This window comes from Brucella sp. IR068, assembly GCF_049065885.1.
Classification (GTDB): Bacteria; Pseudomonadota; Alphaproteobacteria; order Rhizobiales; family Rhizobiaceae; genus Brucella; species Brucella intermedia.
On sequence record NZ_JBAKHE010000004.1, the window covers coordinates 201,402 to 222,846 of the forward strand.

Here is a 21,445-nt window from a genome sequence, read left to right on the forward strand (position 1 = left end):
TTGAGGCACGCTTACGCAGCGCGCCGTTTGCGTTCATTGTTCCACTGTGCCAGCCTTGAACTGGCTTCCTGCAGCGTTTCTTCGCGCTTCGCGAAACAGAAACGCACATGGCTGCGCACATCGCGCGCACCGTAGAAGGACGAGATGGGCACAGGTGTTACGCCTGCTTCAAGCGTCAAACGTCGGCAGAAATCGAGATCATCGTCTCCGCTATCAAGTGCTCGTATGTCCGCCACAGCAAAATAGGTGGCTGGTACATCGGCGACCTCGAACCCCGCAGATTTCAGCCCTTCGACCAGAAGGTCTCTCCGCGATGCCAGCGCCGCACGAAGGCCGGTGAAATAACTGTCCGGCAAGCTTAACCCTACCGCCACTGCCGTTTGCAAAGCCGGGGGCGTGGTAAAAGTTACATACTGATGCGCACGGGCAATTGGCGCAAGAGTCGCCTCGGAAGCGGTCACATAACCAACCTTCCAACCCGTCAGGGAAAAGCTTTTTCCAGCAGAGCCGATACGCACCACACGGTCACGTATTTTTTCAACGCCCCATAAGGAATGAAACGGCCTTTCATCGAAGACGAGATGCTCGTAGACCTCGTCCGATACAATCAGGAGATCATGCTTGATGGCGAGATCGGCGAGAAACTCCAATTCATCGAGATCGAATATTTTGCCTACCGGGTTCATCGGCGTGTTGACGACAATCAGCCTCGTCCGTGGAGAGATGACTTTCGCCAACTCCTCACGCGGTAGTTCCCACAGAGGCGGCTTCAACCGTACCGGGACCACCGTTCCTCCTGCACGACGAATAAGCGTTGCATAAGCATCGTAAGCTGGCTCGAACAGAATTACCTCGTCGCCCGTGTTCAGATGCCCGAGAAACGTATCGGCTAGCGCTTCCGTAGCGCCGGAAGTGACGAGGACTTCCTTTTCCCAGTCAATGTCGAGGCCAAGAAAACGTCTCGTGTTTTCTGCAACCGCCTGACGGAGGACGGGCAGGCCCATCATGGGTGGGTACTGTTGTGAAGTTTCACGAAGAGCGAGGGCAGCAGCGTCAAGGAGTTCAGTTGGCTCAAAGCCTTCCGGGAAACCCTGTCCCAGATTAATAGCTCCGCGCTCAACGGAAAGCCGCGACATCGCCTCGAAAATCGACGTTCCCGCCTCACCGAATATCGGGCTAACCATCGGCGCTCCCCTTTCGCAATCGAACTTACGGGGAGAAGATAAAGCCTATAAAATCAGTAGACAAAGCATGGACTTGCCATCCCGGACAGCCGCAGGGAAAGCTTTTTCAAATTTTGGGGAACGTGAAACAGATTCAAGTTCCGCAATTGCAGCTGATTTTGAATCATCCTGCCGTTTGGCTATGCCGATTGCGCCAGAGTTCTCCAGCCTTGTCGAAGAACAGCGTATAGCTTTCATTGTCGGCGGATGCTGCCGTCATCATCCCCATGGCAGCGGTGGCAACGATTGTATTTTCTGCGCGCTTGTCCACGGCCGCACCGGACCAGACGCCATACCAGTATTCAAATGAGCTGAAGTTCGAATGCTTGTCTCCGCTCTCTCTGGATAGTGTGGGAAGCAGCAGATCTATTTCACGACCGTCCAGAAGTCTGTGGACGGTATGGGCCCTGTGTGGAACCAGTTCCGCAACATCGCGGCTGGTCGAAACAACCGAGATCGACGGCAAGCCAAGAAGCGCACCTGCATCGCGATGCAATTTGCGATATGCGGGTTGGGTAACCCCAAGGAAAGATGCCTTGAGGTTCATCGGATTAAGCAGATGAACGAGGCTGTTCATCGATGAACGCGACTCGAACAGGGGATAGAGCGCCATCAGCGCATGGATCTGAGGAGCGAAACCGGCCATAGGCATGAAGCATATGCCATGTGCTCTCAATGCATCTTTCGCCAGAGAGTGTGATGTCGCGATCGGAAGATTGATAGCTTCGGCAGCGATCTCAAGCTTGCCCGATATCTCGCCGGTACCGCAGTTTCCGTGCAGGACAACCGGAAAGCCAGCCCGGGCGACCAGCAATGCCGAAAGCATGAACCACGGTGATTGCATGGAATTGGGCGACAGATAGGCTGGCCAATCCAGTGCAGGCATATTCAGTTCGGCGTCGGCTGAGTAAATTCTTCTTGCCGCCCGCGCCATGCCAGCCAGTTCCGGTGCAGTTTCTCCACGGTAGTGAATAAGCCGTAGTAATGCACTGATCTGCATCGGATCGGCATTCCCTGTGAAAATCGTCGTGAAAGCATCCTCGGCTTCGGACATTTCCAGCGGGCGGGTGTGCCCGGCTTTTCGCCCTACCACAGCGATATATTTTGCAAGCCTCCTGATTGGATCATTTTCGCCCTGGATGTCCGCGAACTGCGCCGCAAGCTGTTCCGGCGTGGGGTGGTTTTCAAGCTCGACCACCTTACGGATACCGAGCGGCGGCGGTGCGACGATGGCGCTTCGGTTCCAGCCATGATGGCCGGTGCAACTGGATTTCGGCACTTCGGCGAGATCCAAATTGAGGAGTGCTTCAGCTTCATTCGCAAGGCGTCGCAAACGCGCACGCAACGCTTCGGCTTTCGGCGTAGCCACCATGTTACGTCCCGAGCGAACCAGAATGGGGTCGTTAAACTTCTCGCGGATCTGGCCAAGCAGCCGACTCATCGCCGCAATGCTCAACCCCATCTGCTTTGCAGCGCCGCCAACACTGCCCTCCACAAGAAGTGCATCAAGAGCGATCAGCAGGCGTAATTGTCCCAAGCGAAGGCTTTCGTTCTCACCTTTCGCCGTTTGCTGCTGCGTTTTCGCTTCCTTGCCCGACATCACTTTTGTGCCCGTTCATTTGCAGTTTTTGGAACTTAGAATGCTTATAAAACATGACGATTGACGTCACCTTATCGCCATACATAAGGAGACTTGAAAACTCAACTTTAAACGGTGACGAAAATGACGAGCTTGTTTCGGGGATTGTGGGCCGATGGTACACAAAACAGGCGTATGGCTGGCAAACCGCTCGTGTACCGGGCGATCCTTGCGGGCACGTGTCTTTCCACAGCGCTGCTTTTGAGCGAAGCGGTTGCGAACGCGCAAACCGCGACCAAGGCCAAAGAAGAAGCATCTTCCGAGGCGAGCGCCAAGAAAAAGGCAGCGGAAGCAGCCGTCGAGACGGGTGCTGACGGAGCCGTCAAACTCAAACAAATCGTTGTCACGGCGACCGGGTTCGAACAGAACATCACCGACGCGCCCGCAAGTATCACCGTGATTCCCGGAGAAGAGCTGGAAAAAGGCGTCTATCGCGATCTGACGGACGCTCTAAAAGATGTGCAAGGCGTAGCTGTAACCGGTCCCGCGGCTGAAAAGGACATCTTCATTCGCGGTCTTCCCGGCTCTTACACGCTGCTTCTGGTAGACGGCAAACGGCAGAGCACCCGCGACGCCCGCACCAACGGCAATTCCGGTTTCGAACAGAGCTTCCTGCCACCGGCGAACGCCATTGAACGGATCGAAGTCATTCGCGGCCCGATGTCCTCGCTTTACGGATCGGACGCCATGGGCGGTGTTATCAACGTGATCACCAAAAAGGTGTCGGACACGTGGAGCGGCTCTTTCTCGGTCGACGGCACGGTACAGCAGCACTCCAAATTCGGAAACTCATTGCAAGGCTCCTACTATATGACCGGGCCGCTGGTTCCCAATCTTGTAGGCGTTCAGCTCTGGGGGCGTGGTCTCAAGCGGCAGGAAGACAATATCGTCAGCGGCACGCCTGAGCAGAAGGATATCGACATCACGGGACGTGTCACGATCACGCCGAATGAAGATCACGATATCATGCTCGAATTGGGAAAGACGCGCCTTCGCCGCGACTCCACCGTTGGCAATACGGCAGCGTCGGGTTCGGACTCCTACAACTACAATGATCGCGATCATTGGTCTATCAGCCACACCGGCCGCTGGGGTCCGACAACATCGGAGTTCTCGTTCCAGCAGGAATGGGCGGAGCGCACCAATTTCAACTGGGACAAGAAGACGAAGAGCTATGTCGAGAATCTACGTTCTCCGCACATCCGCAACTCTGTGCTCGATGGCAAGTTCACGACGCCGTTTGAATTCTACGGAAATCACACCCTGGTAACAGGTGGGCAGTTCATGCAATCGGTGCTCACCGATCAAAACCCGGGACGCCGCACCGGTCTGGACGAGGAATTCAGTGTCCGCCAGTGGGCGCTCTTTGCCGAAGACGAATGGTGGATCACCCCGGACTTCGCCCTGACGGGTGGCCTGCGCATGGATGACCATGAGATTTATGGATCGCATTTCAGCCCGCGCGGCTATGCCGTCTGGCACGCAACTGAACAGTTGACGTTCAAGGGCGGCATCTCCACAGGTTTCCGCGCACCAGAACTGCGCACTATCGCCCCGGGATACGCTTATACGACGGGCGGGGCGGGATGCTCATACGGTCCTAACGGCACCTGTGGCGTGATCATCGGCGATCCGGACCTGCAGCCAGAAAAGAGCACGAGCTATGAAGCGAGTGTTCTCTGGGACAATCAGTCCGGCCTTCGTCTGGGCGCAACGTATTTCTACACGGATTTCAAGGACAAGATCAGCAATGCATTGATCACGGATGCGAACGGTGATCCTGTTCGCTGGAGCGAAGATCCCAATTATCGCCTCTGGTACAGCTTCAATATCGATGAAGCCGTGATGCAGGGTGTGGAACTCACCTTCAACTGGGAAGCAACCGACACGATCACCTTACGCGGTAACTATACCTACACCGACTCCGAACAGCAGACGGGTGATTACAAGGGCTTGCCTCTGGCACGCACGCCGAAGCACATGGCGAGCCTGCGTGCGGACTGGATAACGCCGGTTGAAGGCCTGAGCGCATGGGCAGCCGGTAACTACCACGGCGAAGAAACCAATGCGGGCGCGCGTATCGGAACAGCCGGCGAACCGGTTTACAGAAACGGCAAGGTGGTCGCCCGTAAATACAAGCCCTATGCGACCTTCGATATTGGCGGGTCTTATGACTTCAGCGAGAATGTCACCTTGAATGCCGCCGTTTACAACATCTTCGACAAGAAGGTGGACGTGGATGACTTCAATTCAGTCGTCGATGGGCGTCGTCTCTGGGTCGGAATGACTTCCCGCTTCTAGGATTGCAAGCCAAGACGCCTGCCCCAACGGCTGGCGCCTTCCACTGATGGGATGCTCCTATGAGCGTAGTGACGATGATCGTAAAATGGGTGTGCCTGACAATGACGGGGATACTTACCGCTTCAACCGTGCAAGCTGCCGAGCCTGTCACTTCGTCGTTTGACATGGAGGCCAATGGCATTGCCTATCGTATATTCACTGCTGCCCCCAAAGGTGCGGCACCCGAAGGCGGTTACCCGGTTATATACATGATTGACGGCAATCGCACGTTGCCGATTGCTGCAAAACGTATGGCGGAAAACCCAGCATTGAAAGCTGTCGTTGTCGGCATCGGCTACCCCACCGACAATCCGGAAGAAATTGTCCGGCTGAGATATTTCGACCTCACCCCTCCCACGCGCGATGATCTGATCCCGGTTCACTTCAATGTACCGAAGACAGGAGGACGAGAGGCCTTCTTCAACTTCATCGAAAATCAGGTGAAGCCTGAGATCGAAAAGCGTTTCAACATCGACAAAGACCGGCAGGCTTTGTTCGGGCACTCTCTGGGCGGGTTGTTTACACTATATGCCCTGTTCAACCACCCGGCTTCCTTCCAGAGTTATAGTGCAGCAGACCCATCGATCTGGTGGAATGACCGCTCAATTTTGAAAGATAAGGATCAGTTCGTCACGAGTTCCAAGGATAGCCCTCGCCCCATCCGCTTGCTTATAGAAACCTCGGGCAAACGTGGTAACCGGCCTGGCCAGACGAAGCAGGATGATGACCGGTTGAAGAAACTGCGCGGCGGGCCCTCTGGTGCGGATATCTTCAAGGAGCTTTCTGAACTGCCGCAAATGGATGCAGCATTCCGTCGTTTTGAAAATGAGAGCCACGGATCAATGATACCGTTAACGGTAGAAGACAGCCTCGATTTCATCCTGCTCGGAAAAGCTCCCATCGTCAAAAACAACTGAATTTTACCTCTCCGTCTTTGACGGCGAAGATACTTGACTATAAAGCACAGGATTGATGAAAGGATCGAACACCATGCTGAATATCGCTCAACAGGTTTCCCGCTTGTGTGGTGCCGCTGTCGTGGCACTTGGCGTCGCTGCATCTGCAAATGCCGCGGATTTGACCGTCAAGCATGCCCAAGGTGAAACAGCGGTTCCAGCCTCACCGACAAAAGTACTGGTTTTCGATCTTGGCACCCTCGACAATCTTGACCGTCTCGGCGTCAAAGTAACCGGCGTTCCCAGCGGCATATCGTTTCCTGAATATATGAAGAAATATCAGGGCGATGAATACGTAAAGATCGGCACATTGTTCGAGCCTGATTATGAGGCCGTCAACGCGGCAGAGCCTGATCTCATCATCGTGGCAGGCCGTTCAGCCGCCAAATACGGTGAACTTTCGAAAATCGCACCTACGATTGATCTCACCACCAACGCGAAAAACTTTATCGTCGACACTGAAGCCAATGTGGAAAAGCTTGGCCAGATTTTCGGAAAGGAAGCAAAAGCAAAGGCTGAAGTCGAAAAGCTTGATGCTGCGCTTGCTGCCCTGAAGGAAAAGGCTGCCAATAAGGGTACAGGGCTTCTTATCCTCACATCCGGCGGAAAGATCAGCGCCTATGGTCCTGGTTCGCGCTTCGGAGTCCTTCACGAGAGCTTCGGCGTCAAGCCGGCAGCGCCAGACCTTTCCACTGGCAACCATGGCCAGCCTGCCAGTTCGGAATTCATCCTGGAAACCAATCCGGACTGGTTGTTCGTCATTGACCGCGATGCGGCGATTGGTCGGGAAGGCAATTCGGCCAAGCAGGTTCTCGACAACGACCTCGTGCGCCAGACCAATGCCTGGAAGAAGGATCAGGTCGTCTATCTGAACGCTCAGAACTGGTATCTCGTCGGAGGCGGCCTCGGTGCGCTTCACGGCACGGTTGATCAGCTTTCGCAGGCTTTCGACAAGGCAAAGTGACAGCTTTCCAAACCCAATTCGATCGGGCCGCCATCGGTGGCCCGAATTCGTAATCAGGCAATAGAACAGGAAATGCGTGTGAAGGGACTTGCAGCAGCCGTTATCGTTGTTGCCGTACTGGCTGTCATAAGCCTGTTCATCGGCGTCAGCGAGGTATCGCTGAGTACGCTTTTTGGGGCAGGAAGCACAGACCGTGCCACTGAAGTTCTGCTCATCAGCCGCATTCCGCGCACTCTTGCTATCATTCTGGCGGGCATGTCCATGGCCGTTTCGGGAATGATCATGCAAATGCTGACCCGAAACCGCTTCGTTGAACCGTCAACGGCTGGCACAGTGGAATCCGCGGGTCTCGGCATTCTTCTGGTTATACTGTTCGCACCGGAGACGCCGGTTATTGGCAAAATGCTGGTTGCATCCGTCACAGCGCTTGCTGGAACAGCCCTGTTCCTTCGTATTCTTCGTACAATTCCATTGCGTTCCGTTCTTGTCGTGCCCTTGGTCGGCATCATGCTTGGTGGTGTTGTCAACGCGATCACCACCTTCATTGCTTATCGCTTTGACCTCCTGCAATCGCTCAATTCCTGGACGACCGGCGACTTCTCCGGCGTTCTTCGCGGGCGCTACGAATTGCTCTGGTTCGCGTTCAGCCTGACTGTCATCGCCTATATCGCCGCCGACCGCTTTACGGTCGCGGGACTAGGCGAGGATTTCACCACCAACCTTGGGCTCAACTACCGCCGCGTGGTCACACTTGGCCTAATCATCGTCTCGATGGTCAGTGCATCGGTCGTCGTGACGGTTGGCATGATACCTTTCCTGGGGCTTATCGTTCCCAATGTCGTCAGCATGTTCATGGGTGACAATATGCGGCGCGCGGTGCCATGGGTTGCGGTGCTCGGCGCAGGGCTCGTTCTTGCCTGCGACATCGTCGGACGGTTGGTCCGCTTCCCCTACGAAATCCCGATCGGAACGATGATGGGTGTCGTAGGGAGCGTCCTGTTCCTCTACCTTCTGTTGCGGCGAGGTTCACGCCTTGCTTAAGCGCCCCACCCTGAACCTCACGCTGCTTTGCCTGCTCACGTTGCTTACAGTCGCCGCATTCATGACTGTCGGCGCAAAAGGAAGCTGGTCCTTTATCCTGTCCTTCCGCGGTACCAAACTTGCAGCCATGTTACTGGTTGCTTATTCGATTGCAGTTTCGACGGTCTTGTTCCAGACGGTCACGAACAACCGCATCCTGACGCCCTCGATCATGGGCTTCGATGCGCTCTATATCCTGATCCAGACCGTGGTGGTCTTCTTCTTCGGCGCTGTCCATATGGACTGGCTCGGACCGAACATTCGATTTCTCGCAGAAACCGCCATCATGGTGGTTTTCGCCGGGACGCTCTATTACTGGCTTTTCTCGGGCGCCACACGCAGCCTGCATCTCGTTATGCTCGTCGGCATTGTCTGCGGTGTGTTTTTCCGCAGCATTTCCAACCTGATGCAGCGGATGCTCGATCCAAATCTTTTCGCCGTCCTGCAAGACCGGTTTTTCGCAAGCTTCAACACCATCAACAGCGACATTCTGATAATGTCGGCCGTTATCGTTGTTGCAGTTTCGCTCTACGGCCTGCGCTTTATTCACGTCTTTGACGTGCTGTCTCTCGGGCGCGACGCCGCGATCAATCTTGGCGTCGATCACCAGCGGATCGTGCGCAAGATCCTGTTCATGGTCACGGTGCTGGTTTCCGTTTCCACCGCACTGGTCGGGCCCATTACCTTCTTCGGCCTGCTGGTGGCCAACCTGGCCTACATGATTGCAGGTTCGGCAAAGCACCGAATTATACTGCCGGTAGCGGCCCTGCTTGCAGTCTTCTGCCTCGTGGGCGGACAGACCATTCTTGAACGTGTCTTCTCATTCAATTCCGCACTCAGCGTCATTATCGAGTTTCTGGGCGGCCTAGTCTTCATCATCCTTCTCGTCAGGGGGCACGCGCGTTGATAGAAATCAGCCAAGTCAGCAAATCCTACAATGGCACCCCGGTTGTGGATGATGTGTCCCTGAAACTGCCAGCACGCGGCATAACCTCGATCATCGGTCCGAACGGTGCGGGAAAATCTACCCTACTCTCCATGATGAGCCGTCTCCTGCCTATGGACAAAGGGCGGGTTACCGTAGACGGACTCGACGTTTCGACCACATTGGGTGACGTGCTGGCAAAACGGCTGTCGATACTGCGGCAGGAGAACGCAATCAATTCCCGCCTGACCGTGCGTGATCTCGTAACTTTCGGCCGTTATCCCTATTCCAAGGGTCGCCCGAATAATGAGGATCGCAAACATGTCGAACAGGCCATCGGCTATCTCGGCCTTGACGATTTAAGCGGACGTTTTCTGGATGAGCTTTCCGGCGGGCAGCGCCAACGCGCCTTCGTGGCGATGGTTCTCTGCCAGGACACGGACTACGTGCTGTTGGATGAACCGCTCAACAATCTCGACATGAAGCATTCGGCTTCAATGATGAAGCTGCTGCGCCGGGCGGCGGATGAACTTGGAAAAACGGTCGTTCTGGTTCTGCACGACATCAATTTCGCCTCATGCTACTCCGACCATATCGTTGCCATGCGCCACGGCAAGGTCGTCCATCAGGGAAACCCGGACGAACTCATTCATCCGGAAATCCTCGAAGACATTTACGAGATGGAGATTGCCGTCGAAATCATCGGCGGGAAGCGTATCGGCGTTTATTATCTTTAAAGCGCCGATCTGATCCAATCGGATCGAAACGCGCTCTAAGCAACCGCGCTGGACGGAAACAGTGCCTGCAAGGCATCGTATGATGCCAGAACCGTTTCCATTTGCGCGGTATGTCCTTTGACGAACGCATCCCCATAAATCGTTTCATCAGGATATTCGGTAATCAGCGTCAGCGGCACGGTGTGTCGATCATCCACACCGACAAGGCATGGGAAACCGTTGATAATGCGGAAACCCGTTTCACCGGCATGTTGCTCGAAAAGCCTGATCTGGGCGTTGTTATACGCAACCAGCCCGTCGATAGCCGCCAGATGCTTCGTTACCCGGTCTATCAGTTCCTCCGCTTGCCGCTCCCATGAAGCGTGATGACGGATGATGAGGAAAAAGCCCTTTGGCAGGGTCCACATGGCAAAAGAACGCGGCACATAACCCGATAGCGGGCGCGTCCATTCATGCGACGGATAGCCGTGCAGATTGACATGCAGTTTTGCGCCTGTGAGCTTTTCCGCCTCAACGCGGATAGCCTTTTCGTAAAGCCCCTCGCCTTTGCGATACTCCAGATCGTCACCGAGCGCCGTATAGCGGGCAGCATGATGCATATGATGCGGTTGCAAGGCGCAAAGCCGTTTGTGGATTTCGTATCCGTCGGGGTTTTCCTGCGGTGAAATCGTGAAATGGGCGCTTTCACGCGAGATCAGCCGGTTGGCCGCACGCAGTGCGCCGACGACACCCGTGGTCTCGTTGGCATGTTGACCTGCGCTGATCATCATCGCCGCGTCGCTGCCCTGGATATAGGTCGCGCGAACGCTCCGACCTGCACGGCTTTTTGCCTCAAAGGGCAGGCCACCTAGCGCGATAATCTCACGCTTGATCTGATCTGCGGAAAGTGGCGCCTGAGCCTCTCCCAGCACCTGTTCAGCGGTCACTGCATCAGCTGTGGCAAGCGGACGTGTTTCGACCCTGACTGAAGGAGCCGCATCGTGAAAGCGGACTTCCGGTACGATCTGGCCCGGTTGCAAACCACGATCCCCGACCGGACGGCCGGACTTTTTCTGGAAAACTTCGAGCAGCGAGAAATAGATATCCTCGTGCATGGCTTCGGTGAGGCTGAGCCTTTCCTCATCGTAAGGCAGGCGGCGGTCGGTGATCGGTAGGCTGACTGCAATATTCAGTTCGTCAAAATAGGGTTCGCCATGCTTCCAGTCATGCGCGGCGATAGCCGAGATCGTATCGTGGAACAGCTTTTCGTATGATGTTTCAAAGCGTTCGCTATCAGTTCTGCCATGATGCGTGATGGACAGCCAGCCAGTCGGCGAAACCAGCGTTTCGCCGATGAAATCCTCGTGCACGCGGTTTGGAGCAAAAACCCGGTGGTTCTCGCTGTTACCATCGGCAAAAAGCAGATCAACTTCATAGTGAAAGTCGTCTTTCCCAGAAGCGGCGAAAGTGACATCCACCCCCGGCAGCAGCGCGGACAACGGATAAGTCTCCAGGAGAAAGCGGTTCTGCACGCAGGCGTCATGACGAGGATAGCGGATCGCAGCCGACCTCAGCGTGACGCTATCCACCTCTTCAAGAAAGAAGTGAAGGAGTGGTTTGTAGGCAGAACGGAATCGTGCCTCGACACCTGCTTCACGCAGCTTCATTTCGGCGGCAAAGCGGCTCGGCTGGTCGTCGAACAACCAGGCTTCCATCTTCGCGCCGCGCATTTCCGGTTTCATAAAACGTTCGACAAGCGCGTGAACGGTGCGGGGATAGGTTTTCTCAAAAAGCACGCTCATCGTGAAGTCCTGCCTGTTGGATCGAGGCTATCGCGCAGCCAGTCTCCAAGGAGATTGAGGCCTAGCACAGTGAACAGAATGGCGAGACCCGGAAATATGCTCACCCACCAGGCGGTTTGGAGATAAGTACGCCCGTCGGCCAACATGCCGCCCCAACTCGGGATAGTCGGATCAACACCGAGGCCAAGGAAGGTCAAGCTCGATTCCAGCAGGATGTTGTTTGCGACATTGAGAGTCATGAGCACGATCACCGGACCGAGCAAGTTCGGTAGCAAGTGCTGGAAAATGATGCGCCAATCCTTCACGCCGATAGCGCGGGCCGACAGGATGAATTCCCGCTCGCGTAGCGATAGTACCGAGCCCCGCACAAGTCGCGCATATTGCACACATTGCGAGACGATCAGCAGAATGATGGTGTTGAATAACCCGCCGCCCAGAATGGCCATGACCGTAATGGCGAGCAGGATAAACGGCATAGCCAACTGCACATCGACAAAGCGCATCAGCGCCATATCCCAGAAGCCGCGATAATAACCGGCGACAAGGCCCATGACCGTGCCGATGACAACGGAGCCGATCACCGAAACAAAACCGACAAACAGCGAAACCTTGCCGCCGGTGACGACACGCGCCAGCACATCACGGCCCAGCGGATCGGTCCCGAAAATATGTGCCGGATTGACAAATGGCGGCGTCAGGCGCGCCAGAAGATCGATCTTGTTAGCGCCACCGGGAAAGAGATAGCCCGAGAAAACCACAGCCAGACAAATACAGCCGGTGAGCACGACACCGACGATGAACTCAAGGCTCGCAAAACGCGAAAACAGAACGGATGAAGTCTTGGTCGCCATCGGTCCTACTCCGTGCGAATACGCGGATCGACAAGCCCGTAGGCGATGTCCACGAGAAGATTGACGCCGATGATCAGCATGGAAAGGATCGCGATAGTGGCCTGCAGAACGGGATAATCGCGCCCTGCCACGGCGTCAAAGGCGAGTGTGCCCATGCCTGGCCAGTTGAACACCCGCTCGACTACCACGATGCCGCCGAGAAGGCCGCCGAACTGAAGGCCGAGATAAGTGATCAGCGGGATCGCGCAATTGCGTAGCGCGTGCTTGTAGAGAACCTTGTTCTCGCTCAATCCCTTGGCCCGTGCCACCATGATATATTGCGATTGCAACGTTTCCAGCATCGACGTGCGCACGAGACGGACATTCGTTGCCGTCAGGATGATACCCATTGTGAGCGCCGGCATGATGAAGCTCGCAACGCCGCTCATGCCGCTTGGCGGCAGCCACTGCAGTGAGATGCCGAAAAGCAGCACCAGCATGGTCGCCAGCCAGAAATTAGGAAAGGAAAGGCCCACCAGCGAGCAAATGCGGATCAACTGGTCGGCCCATTTTCCGCGGGACACGGCCGCCTTGATCCCAAGCGGGACGGAAATCACGATGGAAACGAACAGTGAAGCGAAAGCAAGCTTCAGCGTAGCAGGTAAGGCGCCAGCCACCAGCGTCGATACGGGTGTACCGCCGAGGAAACTGCGCCCCAGATCCATCGTGAACAGGCCCTTCAGGAACTGCCAGTATTGAACGAAGAACGGCTGGTTGAGACCAAGACCTTCGCGGATGCGTGCAAGATCGGCTTCGGTGATACTGCCCGCACCTTGCGTCAGCATCAATGCCGGATCGCCCGTCAGGCGGACCGCGAAAGCGACAAGCAGCGTCATCGCGACGAGCACAAATAACGCCTGCAAAATTCGTTTAATCAGAAATCCGGCCACCAGTGCGCCTCCGCAATGCTGCGGCAAGCCGGACATATCCGGCTCGCCGTATTGTCATTCTTGCTTACTCAACGGTAACGTCCGTCAACCGCAGACGGCTGTCGGGAACCGGAACGAAGTTCTTCACGCGCTTGTTGACGCCGAAGATCGCCTTGAGGTTATAGAGCGGCATTTCGAGTGCGCGGTCGGCTGCGTAATGCGCGATTTCCTGCAGGAGCTTTTCACGCTCCCCACGGTCAAGAACCGAACGCTGTGCTTCGAGCATCTTGTCCAGCTTTTCGTCCTTGTCGTAGGGATTCCACTTCTCGCCGGAATGATACATCGAATAGGCAGTGTTGTCGTAGTCGAAGGTCCAACCGCCCCAGGACTGCTGGAACATGGCACCCGTCTTGCCCTGCGGGATGATGTCGTTCAAAAGGACGTTGGTATCGTAAGGCTTGATGGTTGCGTTGATACCAACCATTTGCAGGAAACTCGCAACTGCCTGCGCCACTTCATTGAAGCTTGCCTCCTGCCCGCGCACATCGATCTGCACGGTTGCGCCGGGTTGAACGCCCGCTTCTTCGAGAAGCTTCTTCGCACCTTCCGGATCGTAAGGCAGCGGCTTCATATTCGGATCGAAGCCGAAGGATAACGAGCCCTGAAAGCTGGCAATCGCTTCCGCCTGACCTGCCAGAATGGACTGAATGATCGCATCGCGATCCACCGCCATAATCAGCGCCTTGCGCACGCGTTCGTCTTTGGTGATGCCGTCAGCGGTATTGAAGCGCAAGGCATAAACCGTAGGCCCAGAAGCGGTGACCAGCTCCAGTTTTGGGTCGCCCTGAATTGTCGGGATCATTCCAATTGGAATGGTTGGCGGGATAACCAGATCGACGCGACCGGCCTGAAGTTCGGCAACGGCGGTCGAAGGCTCGGTTATGAAGCGATATTCGAGTTCCGAAAGCTTCGGCGCACCACCCCAATGGTCTGCGAAAGCCTCAAGCTTGATGTTTACCTTCGGCTCATATGAGACGAACTTGAACGGCCCGGTCCCCACCGGGTGCATATTGAAATAATCGTCGCCCTTTTCCTGAATGTACTTTGGCGGAACAATCATGCCGCCGTAACCGGCCAGCTTGGTGATAAGAACCGGATCGGGCGCCTTCAGATGAAAATCGACGGTTTTTTCGTCGATCACTTCCACCTTTTCGATTGCAATATAGTTGGAACGCTGAGGACCTTTCGCTCCTTCATCGCCCAACAGACGCTCGAAGGTGAATTTGACGGCGTCCGCATTAAAAGGCTCACCGTTCTGGAACTTGACGTTCTCGCGGAGATGGAAGCGAATGCGCTTGCCCTTGTCCAGTTCTTCCCACGAAGTCGCGAGTGCCGGGACAATCTTGAGGTCCGGTCCACGATAGACAAGGCCATCGAAAATATTGGTGGCGACAGAAGCCCAATTGACGAGGAAAGTGTCGATCGGGTCCCAACTGCCCGGGTCCTGCGGGGACGAAATGGTGAGCTTTCCGGCAGCGAACGCCGGAGCAGATGCAAACACAGCCGTCGACAATGCGGAAGCCATGAAAACGGCTTTGAGTGTTTTCCTTATCATTGTTTTCCCCTTTGGGTTTCGTTAAGCTTTTATGGTTCAGGCAGTTTCAGCTACAAAATGCCCGGCTGCGACCTCGCGATGTTTATAAATCGCCGGTTTGTCGTCGATCAGGCGGGTCGTGCTTGGAATTTCACCTTCCAGCGCAGGTCGCTTGGTCCGCGCAGTCGGATCGGCAATCGGCACAGCCGACAGAAGCCGCTTCGTGTAAGAATGTGATGGGGTTTCGAAAACCTGCTGGCGCGAACCAAGCTCCATGATCTGGCCGAGATAGAGAACCGCGACCCGATGGCTCATCTTCTCGACCACCGCCATGTCATGACTGATGAAGAGATAGGCCAGATCGTGCTCTTTCTGCAGGTCCATGAACAGATTGATGACCTGCGCCTGAATGGAGACATCCAGCGCTGAAAGCGCTTCGTCGGCAATGATGAGCTTCGGCCTGGAAGCAAGCGCACGCGCAATGCAAACGCGTTGACGCTGACCGCCCGAAAACTCATGCGGATAGCGCCTGGCGTGTTCCGGGCCAAGACCGACACGCTCCAGCAACTCCGCAACGCGCGCATTGATCGCCTTGTCATTATCGAGAAGGCCATGCGTACGGATGGGTTCGGCAATGGAAAAGCCGATCGTCTTGCGTGGGTCGAGCGATGCGAACGGATCCTGAAAGATATATTGGACTTCACGGCGCATTGCATAGCGTTCGGCCGCGCTCATTGCCGAATATGCCTTGCCGTTGAAGCGAATATCCCCGGACAATGGTGTCTGAAGTTGCTGGATTGTGCGCCCTATGGTCGACTTGCCCGAACCGGATTCACCAACCAGCGCCAGTGTCTCGCCCGGATAGATATCGAAGGCGACATTCGATACCGCGTTGCAGACATGCGTGATCTTGCCGAACAGGTTCTTCTTGATCGGGAAGCGCACATAGAGATCGTCAACAGAGAGGAGAGGCTTGCTATCGTAGCGCGCAGTGTCCTGATTGCGCTCCTCCCCTGCCACCACCGGCACACCGTCGCGCATGGTCATGACCGGCATTCGCTTGGGAAAGGCTTCGCCCGTCATGCTGCCAAGTTTCGGCACCGCCGACAGCAGCGTTTTGGTATAGGCATGCTGCGGCTTTGAGAAAATCTGTCCGACTGGACCTTCCTCTACCTTTTTACCCTTCCACATCACGATGACATCGTCGGCCATTTCCGCCACCACACCCATGTCATGCGTGATGAAAATTACCGCCATTTCAAGCTCTTGCTGCAACTCCCTGATAATGTGCAGTATCTGGGCCTGAATGGTCACATCGAGAGCGGTCGTCGGCTCGTCGGCAATCAACAATTTCGGGCGGCAGGCGAGCGCCATGGCGATCATGACACGCTGACGCATACCGCCGGAGAGTTGGTGCGGATAGCGCTTCAACAGTCCTTCCGCATCCGGAAGCCGCACCATTTCGAGAAGTCGCTTGCCTTCTGCAAGCGCCGCCTGCTGGGTCATGCCCTCGTGCAGCATCAGAACTTCGGATATCTGGTTGCCGATAGTGAAAACCGGGTTTAGCGAAGTCATCGGCTCCTGGAAGATCATGGCGATCTCCTTGCCGCGAATGCTTCGCATCGTCTTCTGGTCAGCCTTGAGCAGATCGCGCTCGCCCAACATAATTCGACCTGAGGGGAACTTCGCGCCGCTCATATCGGCAAGCCGCATGATGGAAAGCGACGTAATCGACTTGCCTGAACCGGATTCCCCCACCACAGCCAACGTCCGACCGGGATGGACCGAAAAGCTCAAATCGTCAACGACACGGCTTGCCCCAAATTCGACACTGAGGCCATCGACGGTCAGCAAAGGCTTTGAAACTGGCTCACTCAATTCGGTTCCGCTCAAACTCTGACCCTCTTAAAGTGTGATGGCAGACCGCGTGGCCTGATTGAATGCGCCGGACATGAATCGCAAAAGGGCCGCCACCTCCGAAAGCGTTTCTTCCGAAGGTCGTGCATTGGAAGTGGAATCGACCAGAAGACGCTCCCGAATCTGCGCATAACGCGCACAAGCTTCGGCCCCCTTGGCGGTGATCTTTACCGTTTTTTCCTTGGCAGCCTTGCCGGTGGTCAGCAAGCCGGCACTTTCAAGCTTGCGAATGGCATAAGTTGCAATGTGCGTGTCTTCAATATCGAGAACGAGGCAGATATCGGCCAGTTTCTTTTCGCGATCCCGATGGCGGATCGAGTGGAGAATAAGCACTTCGATAGGGGAAAGACCCGGCAATCCTGCCGCAGCCATGCAACGTACCATCCAACGGGAAAACGCATGAGACGCGAGAATAAGGCCATACTCGACCTCGGACATGCCGGGTGAACCGCCTTCAGCGAGATGGGCGGATGAAACGATGGGGCCAATCGAAGCAACAGGACGCAGATGCTTGGGCAGCGCAACTTCCTCGAAACTCGCTTCCCGAATCTCGGTGGAGAACGTCGCAGTTACTTCACCGTCCCTTTTCTTCCCCATTCTTGCTGCTCCCTCATTTATGTGTATTTTATGTCACCATCTTATCGACATTTTGTCAATAAAGTGGGACTATGAAATTCTGAAAAGATGTCAAAATGCACCAGTTGCATTGGATGAGGGAGCCGATAATGAGCGGAACGGGACGTGGAGTATGGGATTTCTGGATCGACCGCGGCGGCACATTTACCGACGTTATCGGGCGCGATCCACAGGGCCAGCTTCATGCGCGCAAGGTTCTCTCCGAAAACCCGTCTGCCTATAAGGATGCTGCCGTCCAGGGCATTCGCCTACATCTGGGCCTGAAAGCCGGCGATCCGGTCCCCGCCGGAATCATCGGAGAAGTCCGTATGGGCACGACAGTCGCCACCAATGCGCTGCTGGAGCGCAAGGGCGAGCGGCTGGCGCTGGTGACCACCAGAGGCTTTCGCGATGCGCTGCGCATCGGCTATCAGGAACGCAAGAACATCTTTGCAACCGAGATCATCAAGCCGGAGGCGCTCTACGAAAAGGTGATCGAACTGAATGAGCGCGTACAGGCTGACGGGACAATTGAAACGGCGCTAGATCCCGCCGAAGCCGAAAGCGCACTGGTCGCACTGAAAGAACAGGGCTACAAATCCATCGCCATCGCCCTCATGCATGCTTATAAGTTCCCCGCGCATGAGGCTGAAATTGCTCGCATTGCGCGCGACCTTGGCTTTGAGCAGGTCTCTGTCAGCCATGAAGTTTCGCCGCTGATCAAGCTGGTCGGACGGGGCGACACCACCGTCGTTGATGCATATCTGTCACCCGTTCTCCGCCGCTACGTTGCACAGGTATCAAACGAACTGGATGTCGAGCGCACCGGCGCGCGCGTCATGTTCATGATGTCGTCGGGCGGCCTTACGGCGGCGGATCTCTTTCAGGGCAAGGACGCCATCCTCTCCGGTCCGGCGGGCGGTGTCGTCGGTCTCGCCCGCACCGGCGAAACGGCCGGTTTCCCGAAAGTCATCGGCTTCGACATGGGCGGCACTTCTACAGACGTGGCCCATTTCGACGGCGAATATGAACGTGCTTTCGAGACGGAAGTGGCTGGTGTTCGTGTTCGCGCACCCATGATGCTGATCCACACGGTTGCCGCTGGCGGTGGCTCGATCCTGCATTACGACGCCGGGCGCTTCCGTGTCGGTCCGGATTCGGCAGGCGCCAACCCGGGCCCGGCCTGCTATCGTAATGGCGGACCTCTCGCAGTCACCGACGCCAACGTCATGCTTGGCAAGCTGCTGCCGGAATTTTTCCCGGCGATCTTTGGCCCTGAACAGAACCAGCCTCTAGACGTTGAGCGGGTGCGCGAACTCTTCACCGCGCTCGCTGCCGAAATCGGTGACGGTCGTTCGCCTGAAGCAGTGGCGGACGGTTTTATCCGAATTGCGGTGGCCAATATGGTTGAGGCCATCAAGAAAATCTCAGTCCAGCGCGGATACGATGTGACGCGCTATGCCCTCAACTGCTTTGGTGGAGCTGGGGGCCAGCATGCGTGTCTCGTGGCGGACGCGCTCGGCATGAAAAGTATCCTTCTTCATCCGATGTCGGGGCTCCTGTCAGCGTATGGCATGGGCCTTGCTGATATTCGCGCCACGCGCCAAAAAGCGCTTGGCGTCCCACTCGATATCGACGCTCCAAAAGCGTTGAAGGAGCTAGGCGAAGAACTTGCGCAGGAATGCGTTGCCGAACTCACTATACAAGGCATCGAAGCAGATGCCATTGAACGACATCTGCGCGCTCACATCCGCTATGCAGGCACCGATACGGTCCTCTCCGTTGAAGCCACCTTCCCCGAAGAGGACAGCGCCGACCGTCTTCGCGCCGAGTTTGAAGCCGCGCATAAGCGCCGTTTCGGCTTCATTGCGGAAAACAAGGCTCTCGTTATCGATGCTGTCGAAGTAGAAGCCGTTGGCGGCGGCGCGGGTGAAACCGAAAGCGCGCAATCACTTGAGAGCGATCTGGAAGCCGCAACAGCCGAGCGGACACGCTTCTTCTCGCAAGGCGAATTGCACGATGCGGGCGTTGTCTTGCGCGAACAGATGCAGCGCGGCCAGACTGTTACCGGCCCGGCGATCATTATCGAGAAGAACCAGACAATCGTCATCGAAGACGGATGGCAGGCGCGTCTGAGCGCCCATGACCACGTGGTGCTGACACGTATCAAGGCGCTTCCCGCCCGTACGGCCATCGGCACTGAAGCCGATCCCGTCATGCTTGAGATTTTCAACAATCTCTTCATGTCCATCGCCGAACAGATGGGCGTGACGCTTCAGAACACTGCCTATTCGGTCAATATCAAGGAGCGTCTCGACTTCTCCTGCGCTGTTTTCGATGCTGCAGGCAATCTCGTTGCAAATGCGCCTCATATGCCGGTGCACCTGGGCTCCATGGACGCATCGGTTGCCACCGCCATTCGCGAAAACAGCGAGATCAAGCCCGGTGATGTATTCCTCATCAACGCCCCATATAATGGCGGCACTCACCTTCCCGACCTCACCGTCTGCACGCCGGTCTTCGACGATGACAATCGTGTAATCCGGTTTTGGGTCGCAAGCCGTGGACATCACGCGGATATTGGCGGCATCTCGCCGGGATCCATGTCGCCGCTTGCGGTCAATATCGAGCAGGAAGGCGTCTATATCGACAATTTCAAGCTGGTGGCCCGGGGTACGTTCCGGGAAGATGCACTGGCTGATCTGTTGACCGGCGCAACCTATCCTGTCCGCAACCTGACCCAGAACGTCAACGATTTGAAGGCGCAGATAGCAGCCAACGAAAAGGGTGTTGCCGAGCTGAAAAAGATGATCGGGCTTTTCGGCGAGGATGTCGTGAAGGCTTACATGGGCCATGTTCAGGACAATGCTGCCGAGAGCGTGCGCCGAGTGCTGGACAAGCTGCCGGATGGCCATTTCACCTATGAAATGGATCAGGGTTGCAAGATCGAAGTGCGAGTTACGATCGACAAGGAAAAGCGTGAAGCGACTGTCGATTTCACTGGCACGTCCGAACAGCGTTCCGACAATTTCAACGCACCACAACCTGTTACCCGTGCGGCTGTGCTCTATGTGTTCCGCGTGCTGGTCGAAGGCGACATTCCGATGAATGCGGGTTGCCTGCGCCCGATCAAGATTATCGTGCCGGAAGGCTCCATGCTTTCACCACGCTATCCGGCAGCGGTCGTGGCCGGAAATGTCGAGGTAAGTCAGGCTGTTACCAACTGTCTGTTTGGCGCGACCAGGGCGATGGCCGCAGCCCAAGGCACCATGAACAATCTGACATTCGGCAACGACGAATATCAATATTACGAAACCATCTGCTCGGGCGCACCAGCCGGCCCCGGCTTCAATGGCGCGGATGCGGTGCATACACATATGACCAATTCACGCCTGACCGACCCGGAAATTCTTGAAACCCGTTTTCCGGTATTGCTGGAAGATTTCCACATTCGGGAAGGATCGGGCGGCAAGGGCAAATGGAGCGCTGGCGACGGCACCAAGCGCACGATCCGGGCATTGAAGAGGCTGGAATTCGCCATTCTCTCCGGGCATCGCCGCGTGGCGCCCTTCGGCCTCGATGGCGGCGAGGCGGGACAAACCGGCCGTAACGAAGTGCGCCGCGGGGACGGTTCGGTTGAAGTGCTTGGCAATTGCGACCAGACCGTTCTGGAGGCAGGTGAAGCCTTCACCGTCGTCACACCGACCGGTGGCGGGTACGGAAAACCGGAATAATCCGACATTCTAAAGATTTCGCCGCCTTCAAGGCGGCGTTTTCATTTCGAGGCATACCTTAGCGAGCCAGAATCCCGACGATCAATGGAAGCGTCTTCCTGTTTCTCATCTGGACAAATACCCCAGATGGAATACAATTTCATCCTGTCGCTGATAATTAGAAATAAACTCTCAATTGAGG

At 55.9% G+C, this 21,445-nt stretch carries 15 protein-coding genes; 7 read left to right on the plus strand and 8 right to left on the minus strand.

Features of this window, described 5'->3' with window-relative positions; genetic code table 11:
• Positions 1-11: 11 nt before the first annotated feature.
• Both ACOWVS_RS08795 and ACOWVS_RS08800 read right to left on the minus strand, forming a co-directional pair.
• The gene (locus ACOWVS_RS08795) at positions 12-1,184 is read right to left on the minus strand and encodes an aminotransferase (protein ID WP_006469046.1); all 1,173 of its coding nucleotides are present in this window, start codon (positions 1,182-1,184) and stop codon (positions 12-14) included.
• Positions 1,185-1,347: 163 nt separating this feature from the next.
• Entirely contained in the window at positions 1,348-2,823 is a 1,476-nt protein-coding gene (locus ACOWVS_RS08800; protein ID WP_075041862.1) for a glycosyl transferase family protein, read from the minus strand.
• Between the two features lie 174 nt (positions 2,824-2,997).
• Between ACOWVS_RS08800 and ACOWVS_RS08805 the strand changes: the two genes are divergently transcribed.
• The 6 genes from ACOWVS_RS08805 to ACOWVS_RS08830 all read left to right on the plus strand — a co-directional run bounded on the left by ACOWVS_RS08805 (position 2,998) and on the right by ACOWVS_RS08830 (position 9,864).
• Positions 2,998-5,163, plus strand: a complete 2,166-nt coding sequence (locus ACOWVS_RS08805) for a TonB-dependent receptor domain-containing protein (RefSeq protein ID WP_006472645.1) — start codon at positions 2,998-3,000, stop codon at positions 5,161-5,163.
• Positions 5,164-5,222: 59 nt separating this feature from the next.
• Positions 5,223-6,119: an alpha/beta hydrolase gene (locus ACOWVS_RS08810; protein WP_006469049.1), complete on the plus strand. Its 897-nt coding sequence runs from the start codon at positions 5,223-5,225 to the stop codon at positions 6,117-6,119.
• A 55-nt stretch (positions 6,120-6,174) separates the two neighbouring features.
• Complete coding sequence (locus ACOWVS_RS08815) at positions 6,175-7,122, plus strand: siderophore ABC transporter substrate-binding protein (RefSeq protein WP_006472647.1); 948 nt, start codon at positions 6,175-6,177, stop codon at positions 7,120-7,122.
• A gap of 78 nt (positions 7,123-7,200) precedes the next feature.
• Positions 7,201-8,163: an ABC transporter permease gene (locus tag ACOWVS_RS08820; RefSeq protein ID WP_006472648.1), complete on the plus strand. Its 963-nt coding sequence runs from the start codon at positions 7,201-7,203 to the stop codon at positions 8,161-8,163.
• Positions 8,156-9,109 carry an iron chelate uptake ABC transporter family permease subunit gene (locus tag ACOWVS_RS08825; RefSeq protein WP_006472649.1) on the plus strand — a complete coding sequence of 318 codons (954 nt, stop codon included), beginning with the start codon at positions 8,156-8,158 and terminating at the stop codon, positions 9,107-9,109. The genes ACOWVS_RS08820 and ACOWVS_RS08825 overlap by 8 nt, the downstream gene beginning before the upstream one ends.
• Complete coding sequence (locus ACOWVS_RS08830; RefSeq protein WP_006472650.1) at positions 9,106-9,864, plus strand: ABC transporter ATP-binding protein; 759 nt, start codon at positions 9,106-9,108, stop codon at positions 9,862-9,864. The genes ACOWVS_RS08825 and ACOWVS_RS08830 overlap by 4 nt, the downstream gene beginning before the upstream one ends.
• Before the next feature lie 35 nt (positions 9,865-9,899).
• On the opposite strand, the gene ACOWVS_RS08835 is transcribed toward ACOWVS_RS08830, so the two are convergent.
• From ACOWVS_RS08835 to ACOWVS_RS08860, 6 genes are all read right to left on the minus strand, one after another.
• Positions 9,900-11,645: a M14 family metallopeptidase gene (locus tag ACOWVS_RS08835; protein ID WP_006469053.1), complete on the minus strand. Its 1,746-nt coding sequence runs from the start codon at positions 11,643-11,645 to the stop codon at positions 9,900-9,902.
• Entirely contained in the window at positions 11,642-12,496 is an 855-nt protein-coding gene (locus ACOWVS_RS08840) for an ABC transporter permease (RefSeq protein WP_006469054.1), read from the minus strand. The genes ACOWVS_RS08835 and ACOWVS_RS08840 overlap by 4 nt, the downstream gene beginning before the upstream one ends.
• Before the next feature lie 5 nt (positions 12,497-12,501).
• On the minus strand, positions 12,502-13,425 hold the full coding sequence (locus tag ACOWVS_RS08845; RefSeq protein WP_075041917.1) for an ABC transporter permease: 924 nt from the start codon (positions 13,423-13,425) through the stop codon (positions 12,502-12,504).
• Between the two features lie 64 nt (positions 13,426-13,489).
• On the minus strand, positions 13,490-15,019 hold the full coding sequence (locus ACOWVS_RS08850) for an ABC transporter substrate-binding protein (protein WP_006469056.1): 1,530 nt from the start codon (positions 15,017-15,019) through the stop codon (positions 13,490-13,492).
• Between the two features lie 36 nt (positions 15,020-15,055).
• Positions 15,056-16,891 carry an ABC transporter ATP-binding protein gene (locus ACOWVS_RS08855; protein WP_006469057.1) on the minus strand — a complete coding sequence of 612 codons (1,836 nt, stop codon included), beginning with the start codon at positions 16,889-16,891 and terminating at the stop codon, positions 15,056-15,058.
• 12 nt (positions 16,892-16,903) lie between these two features.
• Positions 16,904-17,512 (minus strand): winged helix DNA-binding protein, encoded by a 609-nt coding sequence (locus tag ACOWVS_RS08860; protein WP_006469058.1) that lies wholly within the window; start codon positions 17,510-17,512, stop codon positions 16,904-16,906.
• A gap of 113 nt (positions 17,513-17,625) precedes the next feature.
• Between ACOWVS_RS08860 and ACOWVS_RS08865 the strand changes: the two genes are divergently transcribed.
• The gene (locus tag ACOWVS_RS08865) at positions 17,626-21,264 is read left to right on the plus strand and encodes a hydantoinase B/oxoprolinase family protein (protein ID WP_170873262.1); all 3,639 of its coding nucleotides are present in this window, start codon (positions 17,626-17,628) and stop codon (positions 21,262-21,264) included.
• Positions 21,265-21,445: the final 181 nt, after the last annotated feature.

What these genes read in the sequence shown, in the direction of transcription:
- ACOWVS_RS08815 (WP_006472647.1), top strand. Translation starts at nt 6,175, where the DNA reads ATGAAAGGATCGAACACCATGCTGAATATCGCTCAACAGGTTTCCCGC.
- ACOWVS_RS08865 (WP_170873262.1), top strand. Translation starts at nt 17,626, where the DNA reads ATGAGGGAGCCGATAATGAGCGGAACGGGACGTGGAGTATGGGATTTC.
- ACOWVS_RS08840 (WP_006469054.1), bottom strand. Translation starts at nt 12,496, where the DNA reads ATGGCGACCAAGACTTCATCCGTTCTGTTTTCGCGTTTTGCGAGCCTT.
- ACOWVS_RS08800 (WP_075041862.1), bottom strand. Translation starts at nt 2,823, where the DNA reads ATGTCGGGCAAGGAAGCGAAAACGCAGCAGCAAACGGCGAAAGGTGAG.
- ACOWVS_RS08860 (WP_006469058.1), bottom strand. Translation starts at nt 17,512, where the DNA reads ATGGGGAAGAAAAGGGACGGTGAAGTAACTGCGACGTTCTCCACCGAG.
- ACOWVS_RS08850 (WP_006469056.1), bottom strand. Translation starts at nt 15,019, where the DNA reads ATGATAAGGAAAACACTCAAAGCCGTTTTCATGGCTTCCGCATTGTCG.
- ACOWVS_RS08805 (WP_006472645.1), top strand. Translation starts at nt 2,998, where the DNA reads ATGGCTGGCAAACCGCTCGTGTACCGGGCGATCCTTGCGGGCACGTGT.
- ACOWVS_RS08835 (WP_006469053.1), bottom strand. Translation starts at nt 11,645, where the DNA reads ATGAGCGTGCTTTTTGAGAAAACCTATCCCCGCACCGTTCACGCGCTT.
- ACOWVS_RS08795 (WP_006469046.1), bottom strand. Translation starts at nt 1,184, where the DNA reads ATGGTTAGCCCGATATTCGGTGAGGCGGGAACGTCGATTTTCGAGGCG.
- ACOWVS_RS08810 (WP_006469049.1), top strand. Translation starts at nt 5,223, where the DNA reads ATGAGCGTAGTGACGATGATCGTAAAATGGGTGTGCCTGACAATGACG.